14 protein-coding genes are annotated in these 17,480 nt (G+C 60.2%); all 14 read left to right on the top strand.

Annotated elements, in window-relative coordinates; all coding sequences use genetic code 11:
* Nucleotides 1-3,340, top strand: a 3,340-nt coding sequence (tssM, locus tag AAC035_RS07515) for a type VI secretion system membrane subunit TssM (RefSeq protein WP_339802012.1), incomplete at its 5' end; no start/stop codon positions are given.
* Nucleotides 3,341-3,395: 55 nt separating this feature from the next.
* On the top strand, nt 3,396-4,082 hold the full coding sequence (gene tagF / locus AAC035_RS07510; RefSeq protein WP_339802009.1) for a type VI secretion system-associated protein TagF: 687 nt from the start codon (nt 3,396-3,398) through the stop codon (nt 4,080-4,082).
* Between the two features lie 2 nt (nt 4,083-4,084).
* Nucleotides 4,085-4,873, top strand: a complete 789-nt coding sequence (locus AAC035_RS07505) for a PP2C family serine/threonine-protein phosphatase (RefSeq protein ID WP_339802007.1) — start codon at nt 4,085-4,087, stop codon at nt 4,871-4,873.
* A 34-nt stretch (nt 4,874-4,907) separates the two neighbouring features.
* Nucleotides 4,908-6,053: a type VI secretion system protein TssA gene (tssA, locus tag AAC035_RS07500; protein WP_339802004.1), complete on the top strand. Its 1,146-nt coding sequence runs from the start codon at nt 4,908-4,910 to the stop codon at nt 6,051-6,053.
* Between the two features lie 42 nt (nt 6,054-6,095).
* Nucleotides 6,096-6,605: a type VI secretion system contractile sheath small subunit gene (tssB, locus tag AAC035_RS07495; protein ID WP_339802001.1), complete on the top strand. Its 510-nt coding sequence runs from the start codon at nt 6,096-6,098 to the stop codon at nt 6,603-6,605.
* Nucleotides 6,602-8,092, top strand: coding sequence for a type VI secretion system contractile sheath large subunit (gene tssC / locus AAC035_RS07490; RefSeq protein WP_339801998.1), 1,491 nt, complete (start codon nt 6,602-6,604; stop codon nt 8,090-8,092). Before tssB ends, tssC (AAC035_RS07490) begins: the two co-directional genes overlap by 4 nt.
* A gap of 74 nt (nt 8,093-8,166) precedes the next feature.
* A complete protein-coding gene (tssC, locus tag AAC035_RS07485; RefSeq protein WP_339801996.1) occupies nt 8,167-9,681 on the top strand; it encodes a type VI secretion system contractile sheath large subunit in 1,515 nt (504 codons plus the stop codon).
* A 72-nt stretch (nt 9,682-9,753) separates the two neighbouring features.
* Nucleotides 9,754-10,590 (top strand): type VI secretion system accessory protein TagJ, encoded by an 837-nt coding sequence (locus AAC035_RS07480; RefSeq protein WP_339801993.1) that lies wholly within the window; start codon nt 9,754-9,756, stop codon nt 10,588-10,590.
* A gap of 1 nt (nt 10,591) precedes the next feature.
* Complete coding sequence (tssE, locus tag AAC035_RS07475; protein WP_339801991.1) at nt 10,592-11,041, top strand: type VI secretion system baseplate subunit TssE; 450 nt, start codon at nt 10,592-10,594, stop codon at nt 11,039-11,041.
* On the top strand, nt 11,041-12,855 hold the full coding sequence (gene tssF / locus AAC035_RS07470) for a type VI secretion system baseplate subunit TssF (protein ID WP_339801988.1): 1,815 nt from the start codon (nt 11,041-11,043) through the stop codon (nt 12,853-12,855). Before tssE ends, tssF begins: the two co-directional genes overlap by 1 nt.
* A complete protein-coding gene (gene tssG / locus AAC035_RS07465) occupies nt 12,852-13,820 on the top strand; it encodes a type VI secretion system baseplate subunit TssG (RefSeq protein ID WP_339801985.1) in 969 nt (322 codons plus the stop codon). The genes tssF and tssG overlap by 4 nt, the downstream gene beginning before the upstream one ends.
* 34 nt (nt 13,821-13,854) lie before the next feature.
* A complete protein-coding gene (tssH, locus tag AAC035_RS07460) occupies nt 13,855-16,497 on the top strand; it encodes a type VI secretion system ATPase TssH (RefSeq protein ID WP_339802015.1) in 2,643 nt (880 codons plus the stop codon).
* Between the two features lie 45 nt (nt 16,498-16,542).
* Nucleotides 16,543-17,022 carry a type VI secretion system tube protein Hcp gene (locus AAC035_RS07455; protein ID WP_339801982.1) on the top strand — a complete coding sequence of 160 codons (480 nt, stop codon included), beginning with the start codon at nt 16,543-16,545 and terminating at the stop codon, nt 17,020-17,022.
* Between the two features lie 81 nt (nt 17,023-17,103).
* On the top strand, nt 17,104-17,480 hold a 377-nt coding region (locus AAC035_RS07450; protein ID WP_339801979.1), incomplete at its 3' end, for a contractile injection system protein, VgrG/Pvc8 family.

The raw sequence follows: 17,480 nt of genomic DNA, 5'->3' as shown, positions 1-17,480 counted from the left end.
GGTGTACCTTTCAGTCGGGTTATGGCGAGCCCGACGCCAGCGTCGTGATAACGAAAAGGTTGTCACCGAGATGATGGCGGGGAGCGAGCAGGATGAACTGCTGAAAGAAGAGGTGGAAACCCAGCGGGCCAACCTGCGCAAAGCCCTGACCCTGATCAAGCAGTGGAAGCCGGGCCGCTTTCGTTCAGTATACGAGCTGCCCTGGTACATGATAATCGGCGCGCCGGGATCCGGGAAGTCCACCGCGCTACTCAATTCCGGCCTCGAATTTCCGCTGAAAAGCGAAATGGGCCTGGATTCGGTCAGGGGCGTTGGTGGTACCCGCTACTGCGACTGGTGGTTTACCAACAAGGCGGTGATTATTGATACTGCCGGCCGTTACACCACCCAGGAGTCCAGCGACAAACGCGATGCCAAAGGCTGGAAGTCCTTTCTGGGGCTGTTGCGCAAATACCGCTCGCGGCAGCCCATCAACGGTGTGATTCTTTCCATCAGCGTCGCCGATCTGCTGGAGCAGACGCCGACCGAGCGTATGTTGCACGCCCGAGCGCTCAAACAACGGGTGCAGGAACTGCGCAATCGCCTGGGCGTGGTATTCCCGGTTTACGTGGTGCTGACCAAGTTTGATTTGCTGGAAGGCTTTGCCGATACCTTCGCGATGCTGTCCGGGCAGGAGCGGGAAGAGGTTTTCGGGGTCACCTTTGACCTGCACTCCGTGAAGGATCCGCAGCAGTTGCCCACGGTTTTCGAGCAGGAGTTTGACGGCCTGCTGGAGCGCCTGAGCCATTTTCTGCTGCACCGGCTGCAGCAGGAGCGGACGCCGGATTGTCGTCGTCGCATCTACCAGTTTCCGAAGCAGGTGGCCTTGCTGAAGGCGCCGCTGTGGCAACTCGTCAAGGAAGTGTTTTTCCCATCGGCCTATGAGGATGTGCCCCTGTTGCGGGGCATCTATCTGGTGTCATCGGAGCAGGATGGCAAGGCCTATGACAAGGTTTCCGGCATGGTGGACAAGCAGTTCCAGCTCACCTCCGCTGCCTCCGCCAAGGCCGGTAACGGCCTCGCCAGCGACGGATTCTTCCTGAACAAACTGTTTGAAAATATTATCTTCTCGGAGCATGGCCTGGCCATGACCGATGGCACCCGGGACCGCCGCTACCGGCTGATGCGTCAGGTGGCCTTTGCTGCGATGGTGGTGCTGACCATCGGCCTTGGTGTCAGCGGCTACCTTGGTTACCAGTGGAACCGTGAGCTGATCGCCCGGTACGATGCCGATACCGAAGTCCTCCAGGAAGAGCTCAACCGCATCGAGGTGGGTGATCCCAGCTGGCTGAGGCTGGAGGCACTGCTGAGCCAGGCCTCCGGAATGCCGGGCGTAATGGGCACGGAGTTACCGGAAGGCGGGCACTACCCGCTCGGGGTGTTCCGTTCCGGATCCCTGCAGCAGGCGGCTGAGGGTGCTTACGGCCGGTTGCTGCAATACCGGTTTTCGGAGTACATGAAGAACTCGCTGGAAACGGAAATCAGCAGCAATCTGGGCAGCCTGGAATACCTTTACGAGTCGCTGAAGACCTATCTGATGATGGCCAACCGGAACTATTTTGAAGCCGAGCAGGTGTCCTTGTGGTTTGAGTTCATGCTGTCCCGGCACATGCCAGGTGAGGTCAATCGTCCTTCCCGCGAAGCCCTGGCGGGGCATCTGAATCAGTACCTTGCACTGAATCACCCGGTGCAACCGTCGCGGACGCTGATCAATCAGGCCCGGGTAGAGCTGACCGCCATGCCCCTGGATGAGCGCGCCTATCAGCGTATCCGCTCCAATGCGGCCATGTCCGGGTTGCCCGAATTCCGCCTGCCACTGGTGCTGGGGTCGATCGCCGAGGAAGTGTTCGACCGTCGTTCCGGCAAGAGCCTCCGTGAAGGTATACCCGGGCTCTATACGCTGAACGGGTATCGGGGCGTGTTTGAGCCAGAGCGGGACCAGATTGTAGGTCACCTGCTGGAAGACTCCTGGGTGTATGGTGAGGAAACGGAAAGCTTCCGCGGGCTGGATGAGGCTCATATCAAACAGCAGGTTGAGGATCGCTACTTCCGGGACTATGTACATGTCTGGAAGGAGTTTCTGATGGATCTTCAGGTGCGTCGGTTCGGCAGTGCCCGGGAAGGCCGTTATGTGGCGGGGCTGCTGGCGGGTCCGGACGCGCCCCTCGACCGGCTGGTGGTGGCAGTGAAGTACAACACCCAGCTGTCTGCCGAGGAAGAGGGTTCTGCAACGATGGATGCGGCGGGTAACCTCGCCAGCGATACCCTGGCCCGGCGGAACCGCACCTTCGATCGTCTGCGCCGGTTTGTGCCGGATGACGTTGCTGCGAGCCAGGAGGATACCCTGGTGGACCGATCCTTCCGCAGTCTTCATGACATTGGTGATGAAACCCTGCAGTCCCTTCGCGACCGGGCCCGGATCATGGCCCGATACTTCAGTGAACAGGATGATGGCCAGTCCGGCAGCTTTGCGACCGTGTCGCGGGCGGATTTTGACGGAGCCATCAAAGGTTTCCATGGCACCGTCAGCAACAGCCAGTCCGAGGAGTTGCAGGCGATGCTGGGAGACATCACCACGGATGCCCGTCGCCTGGTCCGGGTCACCTCCACCCGGCAGGTTAACGATGTCTGGCGGACCACGGTATTCCGTGAGTTTGAAGAAGCGATCGCCGGTCACTACCCGATGCATCCCCGTGCAACCACTGAGGTCGCGCTGGCAGACTTCGCCAAGTTCTTTGGTTACGGCGGCACCCTGGAGAAGTACTTCGACGAGCACCTCAGTGCCCAGGTGGATACCAGTCGTTCACCCTGGCGGCTGTCGTCAGATGCCGATATCAGTGCCAGTAATCTCAGGCTTTTCGAGCGGGCGCGCAAGATTCGCGAGGCATTCTTTGTCAGCGGTACCCAGACCGTGAAAGCGCCATTTACCGTCCGGCCGTCTTACCTGGACAGCCGTCTGACCAACATCTCGTTGTCCATGGGCGATCAGACCCTGAGCTATCGCCACGGCCCACCCCGTTCGGTGGCGTTTGAATGGCCGTTAGCCGGAGGTGATGAGATCCGGGTGGTTCTTAATCCGGGATCCGGCAGCGCTTCTGCGGTGCAGAAGTCCTTTAATGGCGACTGGGGCCTGTTCCGTTTTCTTGATGAGTACGGCGGTTTGCTGGGGCAGGGTCGTGCCCGCACCGTTGAAGTTCTGCTGGGTGGCTATCTGGCAAGGCTGGAACTTACGCCTGACTCGGTGCGGCATCCCTTCGACCTGTCGTTGCTGAGTGATTTCCGGGTGCCGCCGCGGCTGTGACGGGCGCCAACTGGGTTCCCGGTACACTCAAACCAGTACTCAAAGGAGCACCACAATGAGTTCGGGCCAGACAACATGGGGTTATATGGGCAAAGTGCCAACCCGGGGCGATTTTCTGACCCAGGCTGTGCATCCGGATGTCCGTGACCTGTTCTTCGAATGGTGCCAGGCCAGTATGGCCGTCAGCCGTGATCAGCTCGGTGAAACCTGGCTGGACGCCTATCTGACCGCGCCCATCTGGCACTTCTGTGCGGCCCCGGGTGCCCTGGCCGAGCAAGGGGTAATCGGCACCATGATTCCGTCCGTGGACAGGGTTGGTCGTCACTTTCCGTTTATAACCGTTGCTGGTTACAACGGTCTGGCTCTGGACGCCTGGCGTCAGCCTGAGTGGGCCTCCGAAATGGAAGACTGCATTCTTGCCGTGCTGGATGATGACTGGAACGAGGAAAACTGGCGCAACCGGTTGGCGGCCATAGCGCGCCCGGCGCCCTTTTCGGCAAAAATGCGCTGGCCCGGTCAGGACGGCAACGTAATGCTGCCCGGCGCCGCGACGGAATCCGAATGGCTTAATGCATTGCTGGAGCGGCAGTCTGGACTGGCGGTATGGTGGACCCAGGGCTCGGCTTTTGTGGAGCCTGCCACACTGCTGACCGATGGCTTGCCCAGGGTGGGCCAGTTTGCTGCCATGATGGTAGGGCAGTGGCAGGCTCATGGCTGGCAGCAAGCGGCTCTGGAGGAATAACAATGATGAATGTGCAAACCTCGGCTTTCAGTCATGGTGGCGGCGTCCGCGAATATAACGAGGATGCCTTTCTGGATCTGCCGAAAAGCGGTATCTGGCTGGTGGCTGACGGCATGGGTGGTTATCAGGCGGGTGATGTGGCCAGTCAGCTGATTTGTGACACGGTTACCGGTGAACAGCAACGACATGGCGGTATTCTTGATAGGCTGGCTCTGGAGCGGGCGTTACTGCTCGCCAACCGTCGCATACGCCAGTACGGCGAAGAGACCCTGTCGGGCCATACCCTGGGTTCTACAGTGGTGGCGCTGCTGGTTGAGCATTACCGGTACCACCTGTTCTGGGCAGGCGATAGCCGCTGCTATCGTGTTCGTCGCGGTGAGATAGCCCAGTTATCCACGGACCACAGCCAAGTGGCAGAAATGGTGGCGCAGGGTGTGATTGCCGCGGAAGACGCAGAGTGCCATCCGCTGGCCCACGTCATTACCCGGGCGCTGGGTGTCGATGACAATCTGGAGCTAGACTATCAGACTGGCGCTGTTGAACCAGGCGATCGCTTCATGCTCTGTAGCGATGGCGTCAGCAAGGAACTGAATCTCGAAGAACTCCGGGGGTTTCTGATCCGGGAGCCGATCGAGGAAGTCAGCCAGGCGATGATGCATTCCTTATTGATAAAGAAATGCAATGACAACATTACCTGTATTATTGTTAAGTTTTCAGAAGATTGTTATAGTCCCGGATGTTCGGCCGGTAGGGATGATCATACAATCCCGGTGAATTTCCGGTTTACGTGATGGAACACAATGAACGAGCGCAGGATGCCTCTTGATGTATCAGATTGACCCTATCCACGATTTCGTTCCGTTGCTGGCGCCTATTGCGCCCGATGCGCCATGTGGCGACGACACCCGTGAAGACGCATCACCGCAGTCCCCCTATTTCACCCTGAAGGACCTTCGCAGTCAGGCCCGGGCCCTTGAGCGCCAGGTTTTCGCAGACGACGAAGTGGTCCAGGTGACCCAGTGGCGCCAGCTGGCCAATGACATCCCCCTGCTGCTGGTGGAGCGCACCAAAGACCTCGAATACGTGGCGTGGCTGATTGAGGCCCTGTGCCGGGAGTACGGCTTTGCCGGACTGGCAGAGGGGTTCCGGTTGGCCCGTGAGCTTGTTGAGACCCATTGGGATGACCTCTATCCATCGCCGGATGAAGAAGGTCTTGCGACCCGCATGGCACCCCTGAACGGGCTCAACGGAGTGGACGCCGAAGGCACTCTGATCCAGCCCATCCTGTCGATTCCCCTGTTCGAGTCTGACTCCGGTAACCGCTTTGCCGCCTGGCATGCCGAACAGGCGGCCGAGGTGGGGCGCCTCGAGGAAGGTAAGGCCCGGAATCGTATCAAGACCGGCGCTGCCTCCCCGGATCAGATCCTCGGTGCCGTTGCCCACACCCCGGTGGCGCGGCTGGCCGCCACCCGGGAGGCCATTCAGAGCGCTCAGCTGGAATACATGGCGCTGTCGGACATTATGGACCGAGTCATGGGCGGCGATCCGCAGCCCACCACCAATATCCGTTCCGCCCTTGATCGGTGTCTGTCTGTGCTGGCCCATCACGCCGGCGAGCGCATTGATAACTGGATCAGTGAGCAGGGCGCAGCAGGCAAGACAGCCACTGCAACGGCTGAATCGGCCGCTGAGGGCGCTGCCAGCGACGCTGAACTATCCGGGTCCGATGATGTGGATCCCATCCGGGTGGCCATTGAGAGCCGCTCCCAGGCCCTGACTGAATTGCGCAAGTTGTCTGATTTTTTTCTTAAAACGGAACCCCACTCGCCGGTGGCCTATGCCATCGGCCAGGCCGTGCGCTGGAGTGAGATGTCGTTGCCTGAACTGATGGAAGAATTGATTACGGACAGTGGCGCCAGAGATGGCTTCTACCGTCTGACCGGAGTGCCGGCCCCCGAGCCGCGGGATTAAACAGCGGCACCAAACCAGTGAAGCGCTACAGGAGACAGTGACATGGAAAGCATTCACGACAAACTATCCAGGGTCCGGAAGCCCCGGGTACATATTACCTATGATGTTGAAACAGAAGGGGCAATGGTCAAGAAAGAATTGCCGTTTGTGGTTGGTGTCATGGGGGATTTCTCAGGCAACAATACCGATAACCTGAAGCCGTTGAAGGATCGCCGGTTTATCCAGATTGACCGCGATAACTTTGACGACGTTCTGCGCCGGATGAACCCGAAGCTGCGCCTGAAGGTGGACAATAAACTGTCCGATGACGACTCGCAGATCTCTGTGGAGCTGTCCTTCAACTCCATGGATGACTTCCAGCCAGCGGCTGTGGTCAACCAGGTAGAGCCACTGCGTCAGCTGATGGAGACCCGCAATAAACTGCGTGATCTGATGACCAAGGTTGACCGTTCCGAGGAGCTGGAAGAGCTGCTGGAGCGGGTTCTGAACAATTCGGATGATCTTCAGAAGCTGAGTGCTGATCTCGGCCAGTCAGAGGGAGACAAGGAATGAGCGTCGAAGCCCAGGCCGCCGAAGGCGCGGTCGTCGAAGAAGGTTCACTGAGTCTGCTCGAACAGGCCATCGGTGCCACCAAGCAAACAGAAAGTGACCGTGCCGAAGAGCTGATCCGTACTCTGACGGAAGAAGCCATGAAGGGCACCGTCACCTGGAACAAGAACCTGACCATCACCTTCAGTCAGGCCATTGCCCAGCTGGACAAGATGATTTCCACCCAGCTGGGTGAAATCATGCATCAGGACGCGTTCCAGAAGCTGGAAGGTTCCTGGCGCGGTCTTCATCACCTGGTGATGAACTCTGAAACCAGTGCCACCCTGAAGATTCGGGTACTGAACCTGAGCAAGAAGGATCTGCACAAGGACCTTTCGAAGGCTGTCGAGTTTGATCAGAGCCAGATCTTCAAGAAGATCTACGAATCCGAGTTTGGCACCCCCGGCGGTGAGCCTTACGGCGTCATGATTGGTGACTATGAGTTCAGCAATCACCCGAACGATATTGAGACACTGGGTCTGATGTCCAACGTGGCGGCCGCTGGTTTCTGTCCGTTCATTTCTGCTGGCGGTTCCGGCCTGTTCGGTTTCGATGACTGGACCGAACTGTCCAAGCCCCGCGATCTCGAGAAGGTATTCGAGTCCCTGGAATACACCAAGTGGCGTTCATTCCGTGACAGCGAGGATTCCCGCTTTGTCACCCTGGCGATGCCCCGGGTACTGGCGCGCCTGCCTTATGGTGAGGCCACCAAGCCGGTGGAAGCCTTCGGTTTTGAAGAGTTTGACGTCGACCCGCAAACGGGTATGGCGCTCAAGCCGGACCATGAAGACTACTGCTGGATGAACGCTTCCTACGTGCTGGGCAGCCGTATGACCGCAGCCTTTGCCAAATACGGCTTCTGCACCGCCATTCGCGGCGCTGAGGGCGGAGGTAAGGTAGAAGGTCTGCCGGCTCATGTGTTCCAGAGCGATGATGGCGATCCGGATCTGAAGTGCCCCACCGAAATCGGTATCACCGATCGTCGTGAAGCGGAGCTGAGCAAGCTGGGCTTCCTGCCCCTGTGTCACTACAAGAACACCGATTATGCCGTGTTCTTCGGTGCCCAGACCTGCCAGAAGCCCAAGGTCTATGACAATCCGGACGCGACGGCGAATGCCGCCATTTCCGCCCGTTTGCCTTACATGATGGCCACCTCCCGTTTCGCCCATTACCTGAAGGTGATGGCCCGTGACAAGATCGGCTCTTTCATGGAAGCAGAAGATGTCGAGCACTGGCTGAACCGCTGGATCCTGACCTATGTGAACGCCTCGGAAGGCGGTGGTCAGGAGATCCGGGCCAAGTTCCCGCTGGCGGATGCCAAGGTCCAGGTCCGTGAGATTCCGGGACGTCCGGGTTCTTACAATGCCATTGCCTGGCTGCGCCCCTGGCTGCAGATGGAGGAGCTTACTACTTCACTGCGTCTGGTCGCGAAGATTCCGGAAATCGGATAACGGTTGACGGTATATCCTGCCGGCGCTTGCCGGCAGGTACAGGGAACGTAACGACGGTATGAGCAGGGATGCCCATGGGTGCTGCGCTGAGCTTTGTAGACAAGAATTACCTCGACCGCACCACGCCGGCGAAAGCCGCCGTTTTGCCGGACCAGGGGTTTGCCGAGCGTCTGGTGGCTGAGGCAGACAACCTGCGTGCACTGTTGCTGTTCCTGGGGCGCACTGATCCGGCACGGTCATGGACACGCCTGGAGGTGACCGCACTGCTGGCCACCACCATCACCCGGCTGGACCGGCTGCTGAACCAGCAGCTGGACAGCCTTCTGCATCACCCGGATTTTCAGGCACTGGAAGCCAACTGGCGGGGCCTTTCCCTGCTGGCGGACCAGGCTGCTGAGGACGACAGCGAAGGGCTGGTAAAGATCCGCTTTCTGGATATGAACTGGGCCACTCTCAGTAAGGACATGTCCCGGGCCATCGAGTTTGATCAGTCCCGGCTGTTTGCCAAACTCTATTCCGAGGAATTCGGCAATCCCGGCGGTGAACCCTTCGGACTGTTGCTGGGTGCCTACACAGTCAGTCACCGGACTGTGGGTGGCCAGGCCAATCTGGATACCCTGAAAGAACTCTCGAAAGTGGCTGCCGCGGCATTCGCCCCGATCATTCTGAACGCCGACCCCAGTTTTTTCGGGGTGGATGAATTTGCGGACCTGACTGCGGTGACCGATCTCGAGACCCACTTCGAGCAGCCGGATCTGGCCAAGTGGCGCGCTCTGCGCAAGGAAGAGGACGCCCGCTTTCTGGGCCTGGCCCTGCCGCGGATGATGCTGCGTCCACCCCACCTGGGTCTGGGGGAGGGGGCAGAGAATTTTGCCTTCCGCGAACGTCATCGTGACATGAGTCGCGACTACCTATGGGGTCCTGCCTGTTTCGGTTTCGGTACCGTGGCGATCCGCTCCTTTTGTGAGTCAGGCTGGTTCGCCCAGATCCGCGGCTTCCGGGAAGGGCGTGTGGCCCACGGTGTGGTGGATAACCTGCCGGCGGTACAGACCAATACCTCCACAGGACAGATGTTCCCGAGCCGCAGCGCCGTGGACTGGCAGATCACCGACCGGATGGAGCGGGCGCTTGCGGACGAAGGCTTTCTGCCCCTGGTACCACTGCCCAATACCGAAATGCTGGCGTTCCATTCGGTGCCGTCGGTACAGGCGCCAACGGAATACGACAAGACCGCCGCCACCATGAGCGCCCGACTGGCGGCCATGTTGCACTACACCCTTTGTGTGTCGCGTTTTGCCCATTATCTGAAAGTGATGGGCCGCGACCGCATCGGGGGCTACCGCACGCCGGAAGACTGTGAGGCCCAGCTTGGTAAATGGTTGCATGGCTACACCATGTCGACCGAGGGCGCCTCTGACGAGCTGCGGGCCCGGTTTCCGCTGCGCAATGCCAAGGTGTCGGTGAAGGCACGGGTGGGTGAACCCGGACGCTATTACTCGGTGATTCAGCTGCAGCCCCATTTTCAGATCGATCAGCTGGTAACCGGCATGCGTCTGATTACCGAACTGACGCCGGTGAACCAGCTTTAACCCCGCCTTCTGGTCGGGATTATGTTTTACGAACTGCGGGCTTGTGAGCCCGAATCGAAAAGGACAGAGATCATGGACGCTATCCGTCAGATGTTAGCCGCCGGCCAGCTCGCAGAGGCCATCAGTCACGCTCAGGATACGCTGCGCAGCAAGCCGGCAGCGGTCGATATGCGGGCCGCGCTGATCGAACTGCTGTGCCTTGAAGGCCAGCTGGAGCGTGCCGACGAAATGCTGATGTCCCTGGCCAAGTACCAGCCGGGCTGGCTGGCCGGCGCTGCCAACCTGCGCCAGCTGATGCGGGCCCAGCATTCCCGGATGGCACTGGTGGAGGGGCGTCTGACGGACGATGTGGTGGCCACCGCAGGGCCGGCCCTGGAAGCCTTGCTGGCCATCAACCTGAACCTGGCCAACGGTGATGCCGCAGCGGCGTCCCGGGCGGCGGCAGACCTCGAGGCTCATCGCCAGTGCGCCCGCTTCCGGGTGGGCGATGTTGAGGGTGATCTGCGTGATTGCGACGATAGCCTGAACGGTTACTTCGAAGGTCTTGGTGCCGATGGTCATTACTACCTGTGGACTTGGAGCGATATCCGTTCCATCGACTTTCATCCGGTGTCGACGCCGGTGGAAGCGGTCTGGCGCCGGGCTGATGTGGAACTGCTGGATGGCCGCCAGGGAGAGGTCTTCGTGCCGCTGACCTACAGTCGCAGCAACAGCGAATCCGAAAAGCTGGGGCGTGAAACCGACTGGCAGGAACACTGCGAGGGACTGGTGACGGGCCTTGGGCAGAAGCTGTTTCTGGTGGGCGATGACGCCATCAGTCTGGACAGCGTGCAGCGTATGGAACGCACGGATGTTGAAGCAGCAGTGACGGCTACCGAAGTGGCGGCTGAAACCGACGGAAGCAACTGATATGGCCGCCCGACTCCAGATGAGCCTGCTCGACCGCCTGACCGATCTTGACGATGACCGGCCGACTCTGGCCCGCATCCGTCAATCGGTGCGGCGGGATCTGGAGTGGTTGCTGAATGCCCGTCGCTCCTGGTTGCCTCTGAAAGGCGCGGGCCGCGAGCTGGAAACCTCGGTGCTGGGGTTTGGGCTGCCGGATTTCACGGTGATGGAGTTGAGCACCGACGAGGGCCGCCAGTGGCTGTGCGACGAAGTGAAACGCACCATCAGCCGCTTCGAGCCCAGGCTGACCCGGGTGCGGGTCACCATGAGAGACAGTGGGGCACCGCTGGATCGCCAGCTGAGGTTGCGAATCGATGCGGTACTGCTGGTGGATCCGGTACCGGAGCCGGTGTCTTTTGATTCGGAAGTGGAGCCGGTGACCCTGTCGGTCACCCTCCAGGAGTGTGCCTGATGAGTGAGCAACTGCTTCAGTATTACAACCGCGAGCTGGCCTATCTGCGGCGGCAGGGCGCCGAGTTTGCCCGTGCCTACCCCAAGGTGGCCGGTCGCCTGCGGGTGAGTGACGAAGCAGTGGAGGATCCCCATGTCTCAAGGCTGCTCGAGGGCGTGGCCTTTCTGACCTCCCGGATCAGTCAGCGCCTCGATGGCCACTTCCCTGAACTGACCGATATTCTGATGGGCAGTCTGTTTCCGGATTACCAGTCGCCGGTGCCGTCGATGACGATCCTGCAGCTGACCGCGTCGCCTTCACAGACCAATCACGCCCGTCTCGAAAAGAACCAGGCCTTCGAAACCCGTGTCGACAAGATGCCGGACTGCCAGTTTCGCGCTCCGGGTGAGCACTACATTGCTCCGGTGAAAGTGACCGAGGCACGCTTTGAGAATACCCCGTTCGAAGCGCCCCGCCCGGCGGGTACCGAAGGTGCCCAGAGCGTGATCACCCTGCGCCTGAAAGCACCGATTCGGTTCAGCGAGATCAACCTGCCGAACCTGCGGTTTTACCTGCATGGCCAGTCGCACCTGAGTAACGAGCTTTACGACCTTATCCACCGCACCGGGCTGGGTTTTGCGGTGGTGCCGGTCAGTGATCGTCGCCAGGTTCGCTATTACCCGGCCCGCCAGCTGACGGCCGCCGGATTTGGTGAAGACGAGGCCCTGGTGCCCTACGGCAATCGCAGCTTTGATGGTTTCCGGCTGCTGGTGGAATTCTTCCTGTTCCCGGAGAAGTTCCTGTTCAGCCAGCTCAACGACCTGGCCGGCACCTGGCCGGTTGCCGATGAGATCGAGCTGACCTTTTACCTGGGCGAAACCTCCGCCGAGCTGGAAAAGAGTTTTATTGCCGATCATATGCGGCTGTGGTGCGTGCCGGTGGTCAACCTGTTCGAGGAGACTCTGGAACCGGTGCCGCTGGACGACACCCGCCATGAACACCGTCTGGTGTCCCGTTTCCGCAAGGCGGATGCGTTTGAGGTGGTGACGGTTGATACCGTGTCGCTGGTGAACAATGACAAGGTCCGTGAGCTGGCGCCCTACTATGGCCTGGGTCACCCACGCTGGCAGACCGATCTGGACGTGTCCTGGCATTTGCAACGCAGAACCGCGGACTGGGCCGGCGGTCAGCTGGAGCCGGGCACGGAAACCTGCCTGACGCTGGTTGATCAGCGCTATCGCAACCGGGACCTGGATGCGATTCCGGACGAAGAAACCCTGGTGGTTCGCGCCCTTTGCTGCAACCGCAATATTCCTGACCGGCTGCCATTCGGTGGTGGCGCTCCCAAATTCCGGCCCATCGCCGAGCCCCTGATTGATACCGCGACGGCGTTGCTGGCTCCCACCTCCACGGTGCGGCCGGAACTCGAGGGCGCCAGCCGCTGGCAGTTTATCCGTCACCTGAATCTGGAGCATTTCAGCGGCGACGATGCCTGTGACCGTCTGAAATCCGTGCTGCAGCTTTACGACTTCCGTCAAACCCCGGAATCCCAGACTCTGGTGGAAGGCATCGAGACAGTGGAACTGCGCGGGGTGGCGGCCAGGGTGGGCAGAGGCGTTCGCAGCGGTGTAACCCAGGGTACCGAGATCCGGGTGACCTTCTCGCGGCCCCGCTATGCCGGCACCAGCATTTATCTGTTTTCCGCGATTCTGGACCAGTTTTTTGCCCAGTTTGCCCAGCTCAACAGCTTCACCCGGTTGCGGATCCGCTTGGCCGGTCACAACCGCGATTATCACGTGTGGCCAGCCCGGGCCGGTGAGCGGGAGCTGATATGAAGCAGCCGCTGGGAACCTTCTACCGCGAAGTCTGGCGCACCGAGCGTCAGCTTGAGCACGATCGCACCGAATACCACCGGGTGGGTCAGGACGGCTGGCCGGAAAAGGAGCTGGTTCGCTTCCGCACCAGCCAGCACATGGGCTACGCCGGACGGGATGTGGTGGAGCGCAAGGTGCGGTGCCTGCCCGGGGGTTTGCAGGCAGCCGAGCTCACCGTGGACTGCATGGGACTGACGGGTGCCCGGGGCGCGTTGCCTTCCCATTACTCAGAGCTGGTGCTGTCGCAGCTGAAACAGAAAGCGCCGGCGATGCGGGACTTTTTCGACCTGTTCAATCACCGCTTGGTGTCGCTTTTTTACCGCAGCTGGGAAAAGACCCAGCCGGCGGTTCACCAGGAACGGGCGGGGGAAGATGGTTTCACCCAGATCCTCAAGGCACTGACCGGCGCCGATGAGAACTGGGAAATTTACTACGGTGGCGCTCTTGGCCGGAGTACCCGGTCCGCTGCCACCATCCGGTCAACCTTGTCTGATCTTGCCGGAATGCCGGTGCAGGTTCGCACCTTGCAGGGTGGCTGGGTGCCGGTGGCCAGCGAAGACCAGAGCCGCCTGCCGGGGGCGGGCCATCCGGATGGGCAGTACGCCCGTCTGGGCGACGCCATGCTGGGCAGCAAAGCCTGGATGGCGGACAAGGGTGCCGACATCGTGTTTTACCCGAAAAGCCGGGATCAGCTGCGGGCCATTCTGCCCGGGGGCCGCTTCAGTCCGGCAGTGGGCAAGCTGACTGAACGGCTGGTGGGCAACCGGGTTCAGATTCGTTATCGACTGGTCGCCCGTGCCCGGGACCTGACCGGTTCCCGTCTGGGTCAGCAGGGTCGGTTGGGTGCCGACAGTTTTATCGGTGCCCGGGCATCGTCCGATCAACAGGTTGAGGTCAGCTTCAAGCCAAGCAAGCCGCTTCAGTAAACGCCAAGGAAAGGAAGCAAATAACATGTCTTCAATGACTCTGAAGTCACTCGTAGAGAAGATGAACGACAGTACCCGCCAGGCCCTGGAGGGCGCGGTCGGCCTGTGTTACCAGCGCAGCCATCATACCGTTGAGGTGGAGCACCTGCTGAAGACACTGCTAAAGGAGCAGGACGGCGATTTCAAGCGTGTGTTCGAGCACTATCAGATCAGCGCCGAACGTCTTGAAGGCGAACTTGATCAGGGCCTCGAAAGCTTCAAGACCGGCAGCGGCGCAACCCCCAGTCTGTCGCCTCGGCTGGTGGATTTGCTGCGTCAGTGCTGGCTGGATACCTCCATCGAGTTCGGTGAGCCAGCCATGCGGGGCGCCACTGTGCTCTACAGCCTGCTGAGCGATCCGGCCATGGCGGCGATGACCACCCGCTATGCCCGTGAACTTAACCGGCTTGACCCTCAGCGGCTGCTGTCCGACTGGGGAACCCTGCGAACAGAGCTGGACGCTGGCGCGGCCCGCTCCGCCATTGCCAGTGGTCCCCGCAAGGAAGAGAACCTGGCCCAGTTCACTATTGATCTGACCGCCCAGGCCCGGGATGGCAAGCTGGATCCGGTGTTGGGTCGTGATGATGAAATCCGTCAGATGATCGATATTCTGACCCGTCGCCGCCAGAACAACCCCATTCTCACCGGCGAAGCCGGAGTGGGTAAGACTGCCGTGGTGGAAGGGCTGGCCCGACGCATTGCTGAAGGTAGTGTGCCGGACGCCCTCAAAGAAGCACGTCTGCTGACTCTGGATCTGGCCCTGTTGCAGGCCGGTGCTGGCGTCAAAGGTGAGTTCGAAAATCGTCTGAAGGGCGTGATTGAGGAAGTCCGCAACTCGCCGAAACCGGTCATACTGTTCATCGACGAAGCCCACAACATGGTGGGCGCCGGCGGCCAGGCCGGCCAGAACGACGCCGCCAACCTGCTGAAGCCGGCCCTGGCCCGGGGTGAGCTGCGCACCATCGCTGCCACCACCTGGGCCGAGTACAAAAAGTTTTTCGAGAAAGACGCCGCCCTGACCCGGCGCTTCCAGGTGGTCAAGGTGGACGAACCCTCCGAGGAAGTGGCGACCCAGATCCTGCGGGGCCTGGCACCAACGCTGGAGGGGCATCACAAGGTCATCATCACCGACGAGGCGGTGAAATCCGCAGTCAGCCTGTCCATGCGGTTTCTGGCGGGTCGCCAGTTGCCGGACAAGGCGGTGGCCCTGCTGGACACCGCCTGTGCCCGTGTCGCCATGAGCCAGGCCAGTATGCCGACCCGACTGGAGAAAGCCCGGGCAGAACTGACCGCACTGGAGCTGGAATCCGACATCCTGACCCGGGAAGCCCGCACCGGAGCCGACCATGGCAACCGCCAGGACGAACTGGCAACCCGTCGACATCTGGCAGAGCAGGCGGTGGCAGAGCTGGAACAGGTCTGGGCCAGTGAACAGGCGCTGGTGGCCGCCGCCGGCGAACTGGGGCAGAAGCTTACCGCCGATGACGAGCAGCCGGAAGAAGGTCTGCGTTCCGAACTCAACGAACTGCGCAATCAGCTTTCCGGACGGGAACAGCCCATGGTGCACTGGCAGGTGGATAGCCAGCTGGTATCCGAAGTGCTGTCCGACTGGACCGGTATTCCCCTGGGGCGGATGCAGGCGGATGAAGTGGCCGGCATCCTGAAACTGGACCAGAACCTGAAACAGCGGGTGAAAGGTCAGGACCACGCTCTGGACGATATTGCAGAGACCATCCGGGTGGCCCGGGCCGACCTGGCCGATGAGAAAAAGCCCCTGGGCGTGTTCCTGCTGGTGGGCTCCAGTGGCGTCGGTAAAACCGAAACCGCCCTGGCCCTGGCCGAGCAGGTGTATGGCAGCGAGAGCAATCTCACCGTCATCAACATGTCCGAGTTCAAGGAAGAGCACAAGGTGTCTCAGCTGGTGGGCTCGCCTCCAGGGTATGTAGGTTACGGCGAAGGCGGTGTGCTGACCGAGGCAGTCCGGCGCAAGCCCTACAGCGTGATCCTGCTGGATGAAATGGAAAAGGCGCACCCGGGGGTGCAGGACATTTTCTACCAGGTCTTTGACAAGGGTTCCCTGCGGGACGGCGAAGGTCGTGATGTGGATTTCCGCAACACCGTCATCCTGATGACCTCCAACGCCGCTTCGGAGCAGATCACCGATCTGTACGCCGACGAGCTGACCGCTCCGGAGCCTGGCGCCCTCAAAGAGGCCATCTGGGACGAGCTGCTCACCATCTTCAAACCGGCGTTCCTGGGCCGTGCCCTGGTGCTGCCCTACAAGCCCCTGGGGCAGCAACAGCTGGCCGACGTTACCCGTCTGCAGCTGGAGCGGGTGAACCAGCGTATTCGTCGCCATCACAAGGTGGATCTCAGTTACGACGATACCGTGGTGGACGCGGTGGTGGCGGGTTGCACGGAGGCCAGTTCCGGCGCCCGAAATATCCAACAGATTCTGCATCGGGAAATACTGCCCGAAGCATCCCGACGCATTCTCCAGTGCCTGGCGGAAGAAACCCCGATTCAGGCGGTCGATATTGCGGTTAACGATGGCGTGATTACCGTCAACGTGACTGCGAAGGAATCATCGATTCGCCAAGAAGATCCATGGACGGCGCAGGAGCGACGGCCAGGATGACGATGTCCTCGTTACAGGACGTACCCAAAACCTAAGGAGAAACACATGCAAGCGAATACCTACCTGGACTACGAAGGAATCAAGGGCGAGGCAACGGCCGAACAGTTCAAGGACATGATCACTGTTCTGTCCATGGACTTCAGCGCTCACCGCGAGATTACTTCCTACACCGGTACCGCTATGGACCGTGAAGCCTCTGCTACCCGTCTGGGCGATGTCACCATCACCAAACTGCAGGACAGCGCTTCTCCGGACCTGTTCAAGGAAGCCACTATTGGTAAGGGCAAGAAAGCAGTATTCCACATTACCAAGCAGGGCGAAGAAGTCGAAGAAATCATGAAGGTCGAGCTGACCGACGCGATGATCTCCAACTACAGCCTGTCTGTACAGGGTGATCGTCCGATGGAAAGCATCACTATCTCCTACACCGAAATGACCATGACCGTTACTCCGTCCGATGACAAGAACTCTGTCACCGCGCCGAAGGTTTACGGCTACAGCGGTGTTAAAGGCCAGAAGCTCTGATCCAGAGCCTCTGTCTCCGGGAAGGAGGGTGCCTTCGGGCGCTCTCCTTCTTATCAAGAATTCAGGATGGCGTGGACGTTCATGGTTAAGGAAACCCAGCATCATTTTCTCAGGATTCACAGTTCACTCGGCGACGACGCCCTGGTTCTGGAGTCATTAAACGCCTGTGAGGGTCTGTCCCGGTTGTTCGATATCTGGGTCATCTTCACGGCCAACGAGCGCATTGAGGACATGAAGCCACTGATTGGCGAGCCGGTCAGTGTCAGTCTGGTCCTGGGCGATAACGCCAGTGAACCGGAACGTTTCTTCCACGGCCACTTCCTGTCTGTCCGGGAACTGGGCAAGCCCCTGCACAACGGCGAAGGTCAGCGTTACCAGGCCCAGATCGTACCCCGTGCCTGGTCGGCCACCAGCCGCACCAACTGCCGTATCTTCCAGGACCAGACCGCCCTCGACAT

It is taken from the genome of uncultured Marinobacter sp., assembly GCF_963974375.1.
Classification (GTDB): domain Bacteria; phylum Pseudomonadota; class Gammaproteobacteria; order Pseudomonadales; family Oleiphilaceae; genus Marinobacter.
The sequence above is the reverse complement of the archived record's forward strand: the minus strand, read 5'-3'. Positions and strand labels throughout refer to the sequence as shown.

Bases quoted from the DNA above. Each gene is read 5' to 3' on its own strand.
- tssB (WP_339802001.1), top strand. From the start codon at position 6,096: ATGGAAAGCATTCACGACAAACTATCCAGGGTCCGGAAGCCCCGGGTA.
- tssA (WP_339802004.1), top strand. From the start codon at position 4,908: ATGTATCAGATTGACCCTATCCACGATTTCGTTCCGTTGCTGGCGCCT.
- AAC035_RS07455 (WP_339801982.1), top strand. From the start codon at position 16,543: ATGCAAGCGAATACCTACCTGGACTACGAAGGAATCAAGGGCGAGGCA.
- AAC035_RS07505 (WP_339802007.1), top strand. From the start codon at position 4,085: ATGATGAATGTGCAAACCTCGGCTTTCAGTCATGGTGGCGGCGTCCGC.
- AAC035_RS07480 (WP_339801993.1), top strand. From the start codon at position 9,754: ATGGACGCTATCCGTCAGATGTTAGCCGCCGGCCAGCTCGCAGAGGCC.
- tssG (WP_339801985.1), top strand. From the start codon at position 12,852: ATGAAGCAGCCGCTGGGAACCTTCTACCGCGAAGTCTGGCGCACCGAG.
- tssC (WP_339801996.1), top strand. From the start codon at position 8,167: ATGGGTGCTGCGCTGAGCTTTGTAGACAAGAATTACCTCGACCGCACC.
- tssF (WP_339801988.1), top strand. From the start codon at position 11,041: ATGAGTGAGCAACTGCTTCAGTATTACAACCGCGAGCTGGCCTATCTG.
- tssH (WP_339802015.1), top strand. From the start codon at position 13,855: ATGACTCTGAAGTCACTCGTAGAGAAGATGAACGACAGTACCCGCCAG.
- tagF (WP_339802009.1), top strand. From the start codon at position 3,396: ATGAGTTCGGGCCAGACAACATGGGGTTATATGGGCAAAGTGCCAACC.
- tssE (WP_339801991.1), top strand. From the start codon at position 10,592: ATGGCCGCCCGACTCCAGATGAGCCTGCTCGACCGCCTGACCGATCTT.
- tssC (WP_339801998.1), top strand. From the start codon at position 6,602: ATGAGCGTCGAAGCCCAGGCCGCCGAAGGCGCGGTCGTCGAAGAAGGT.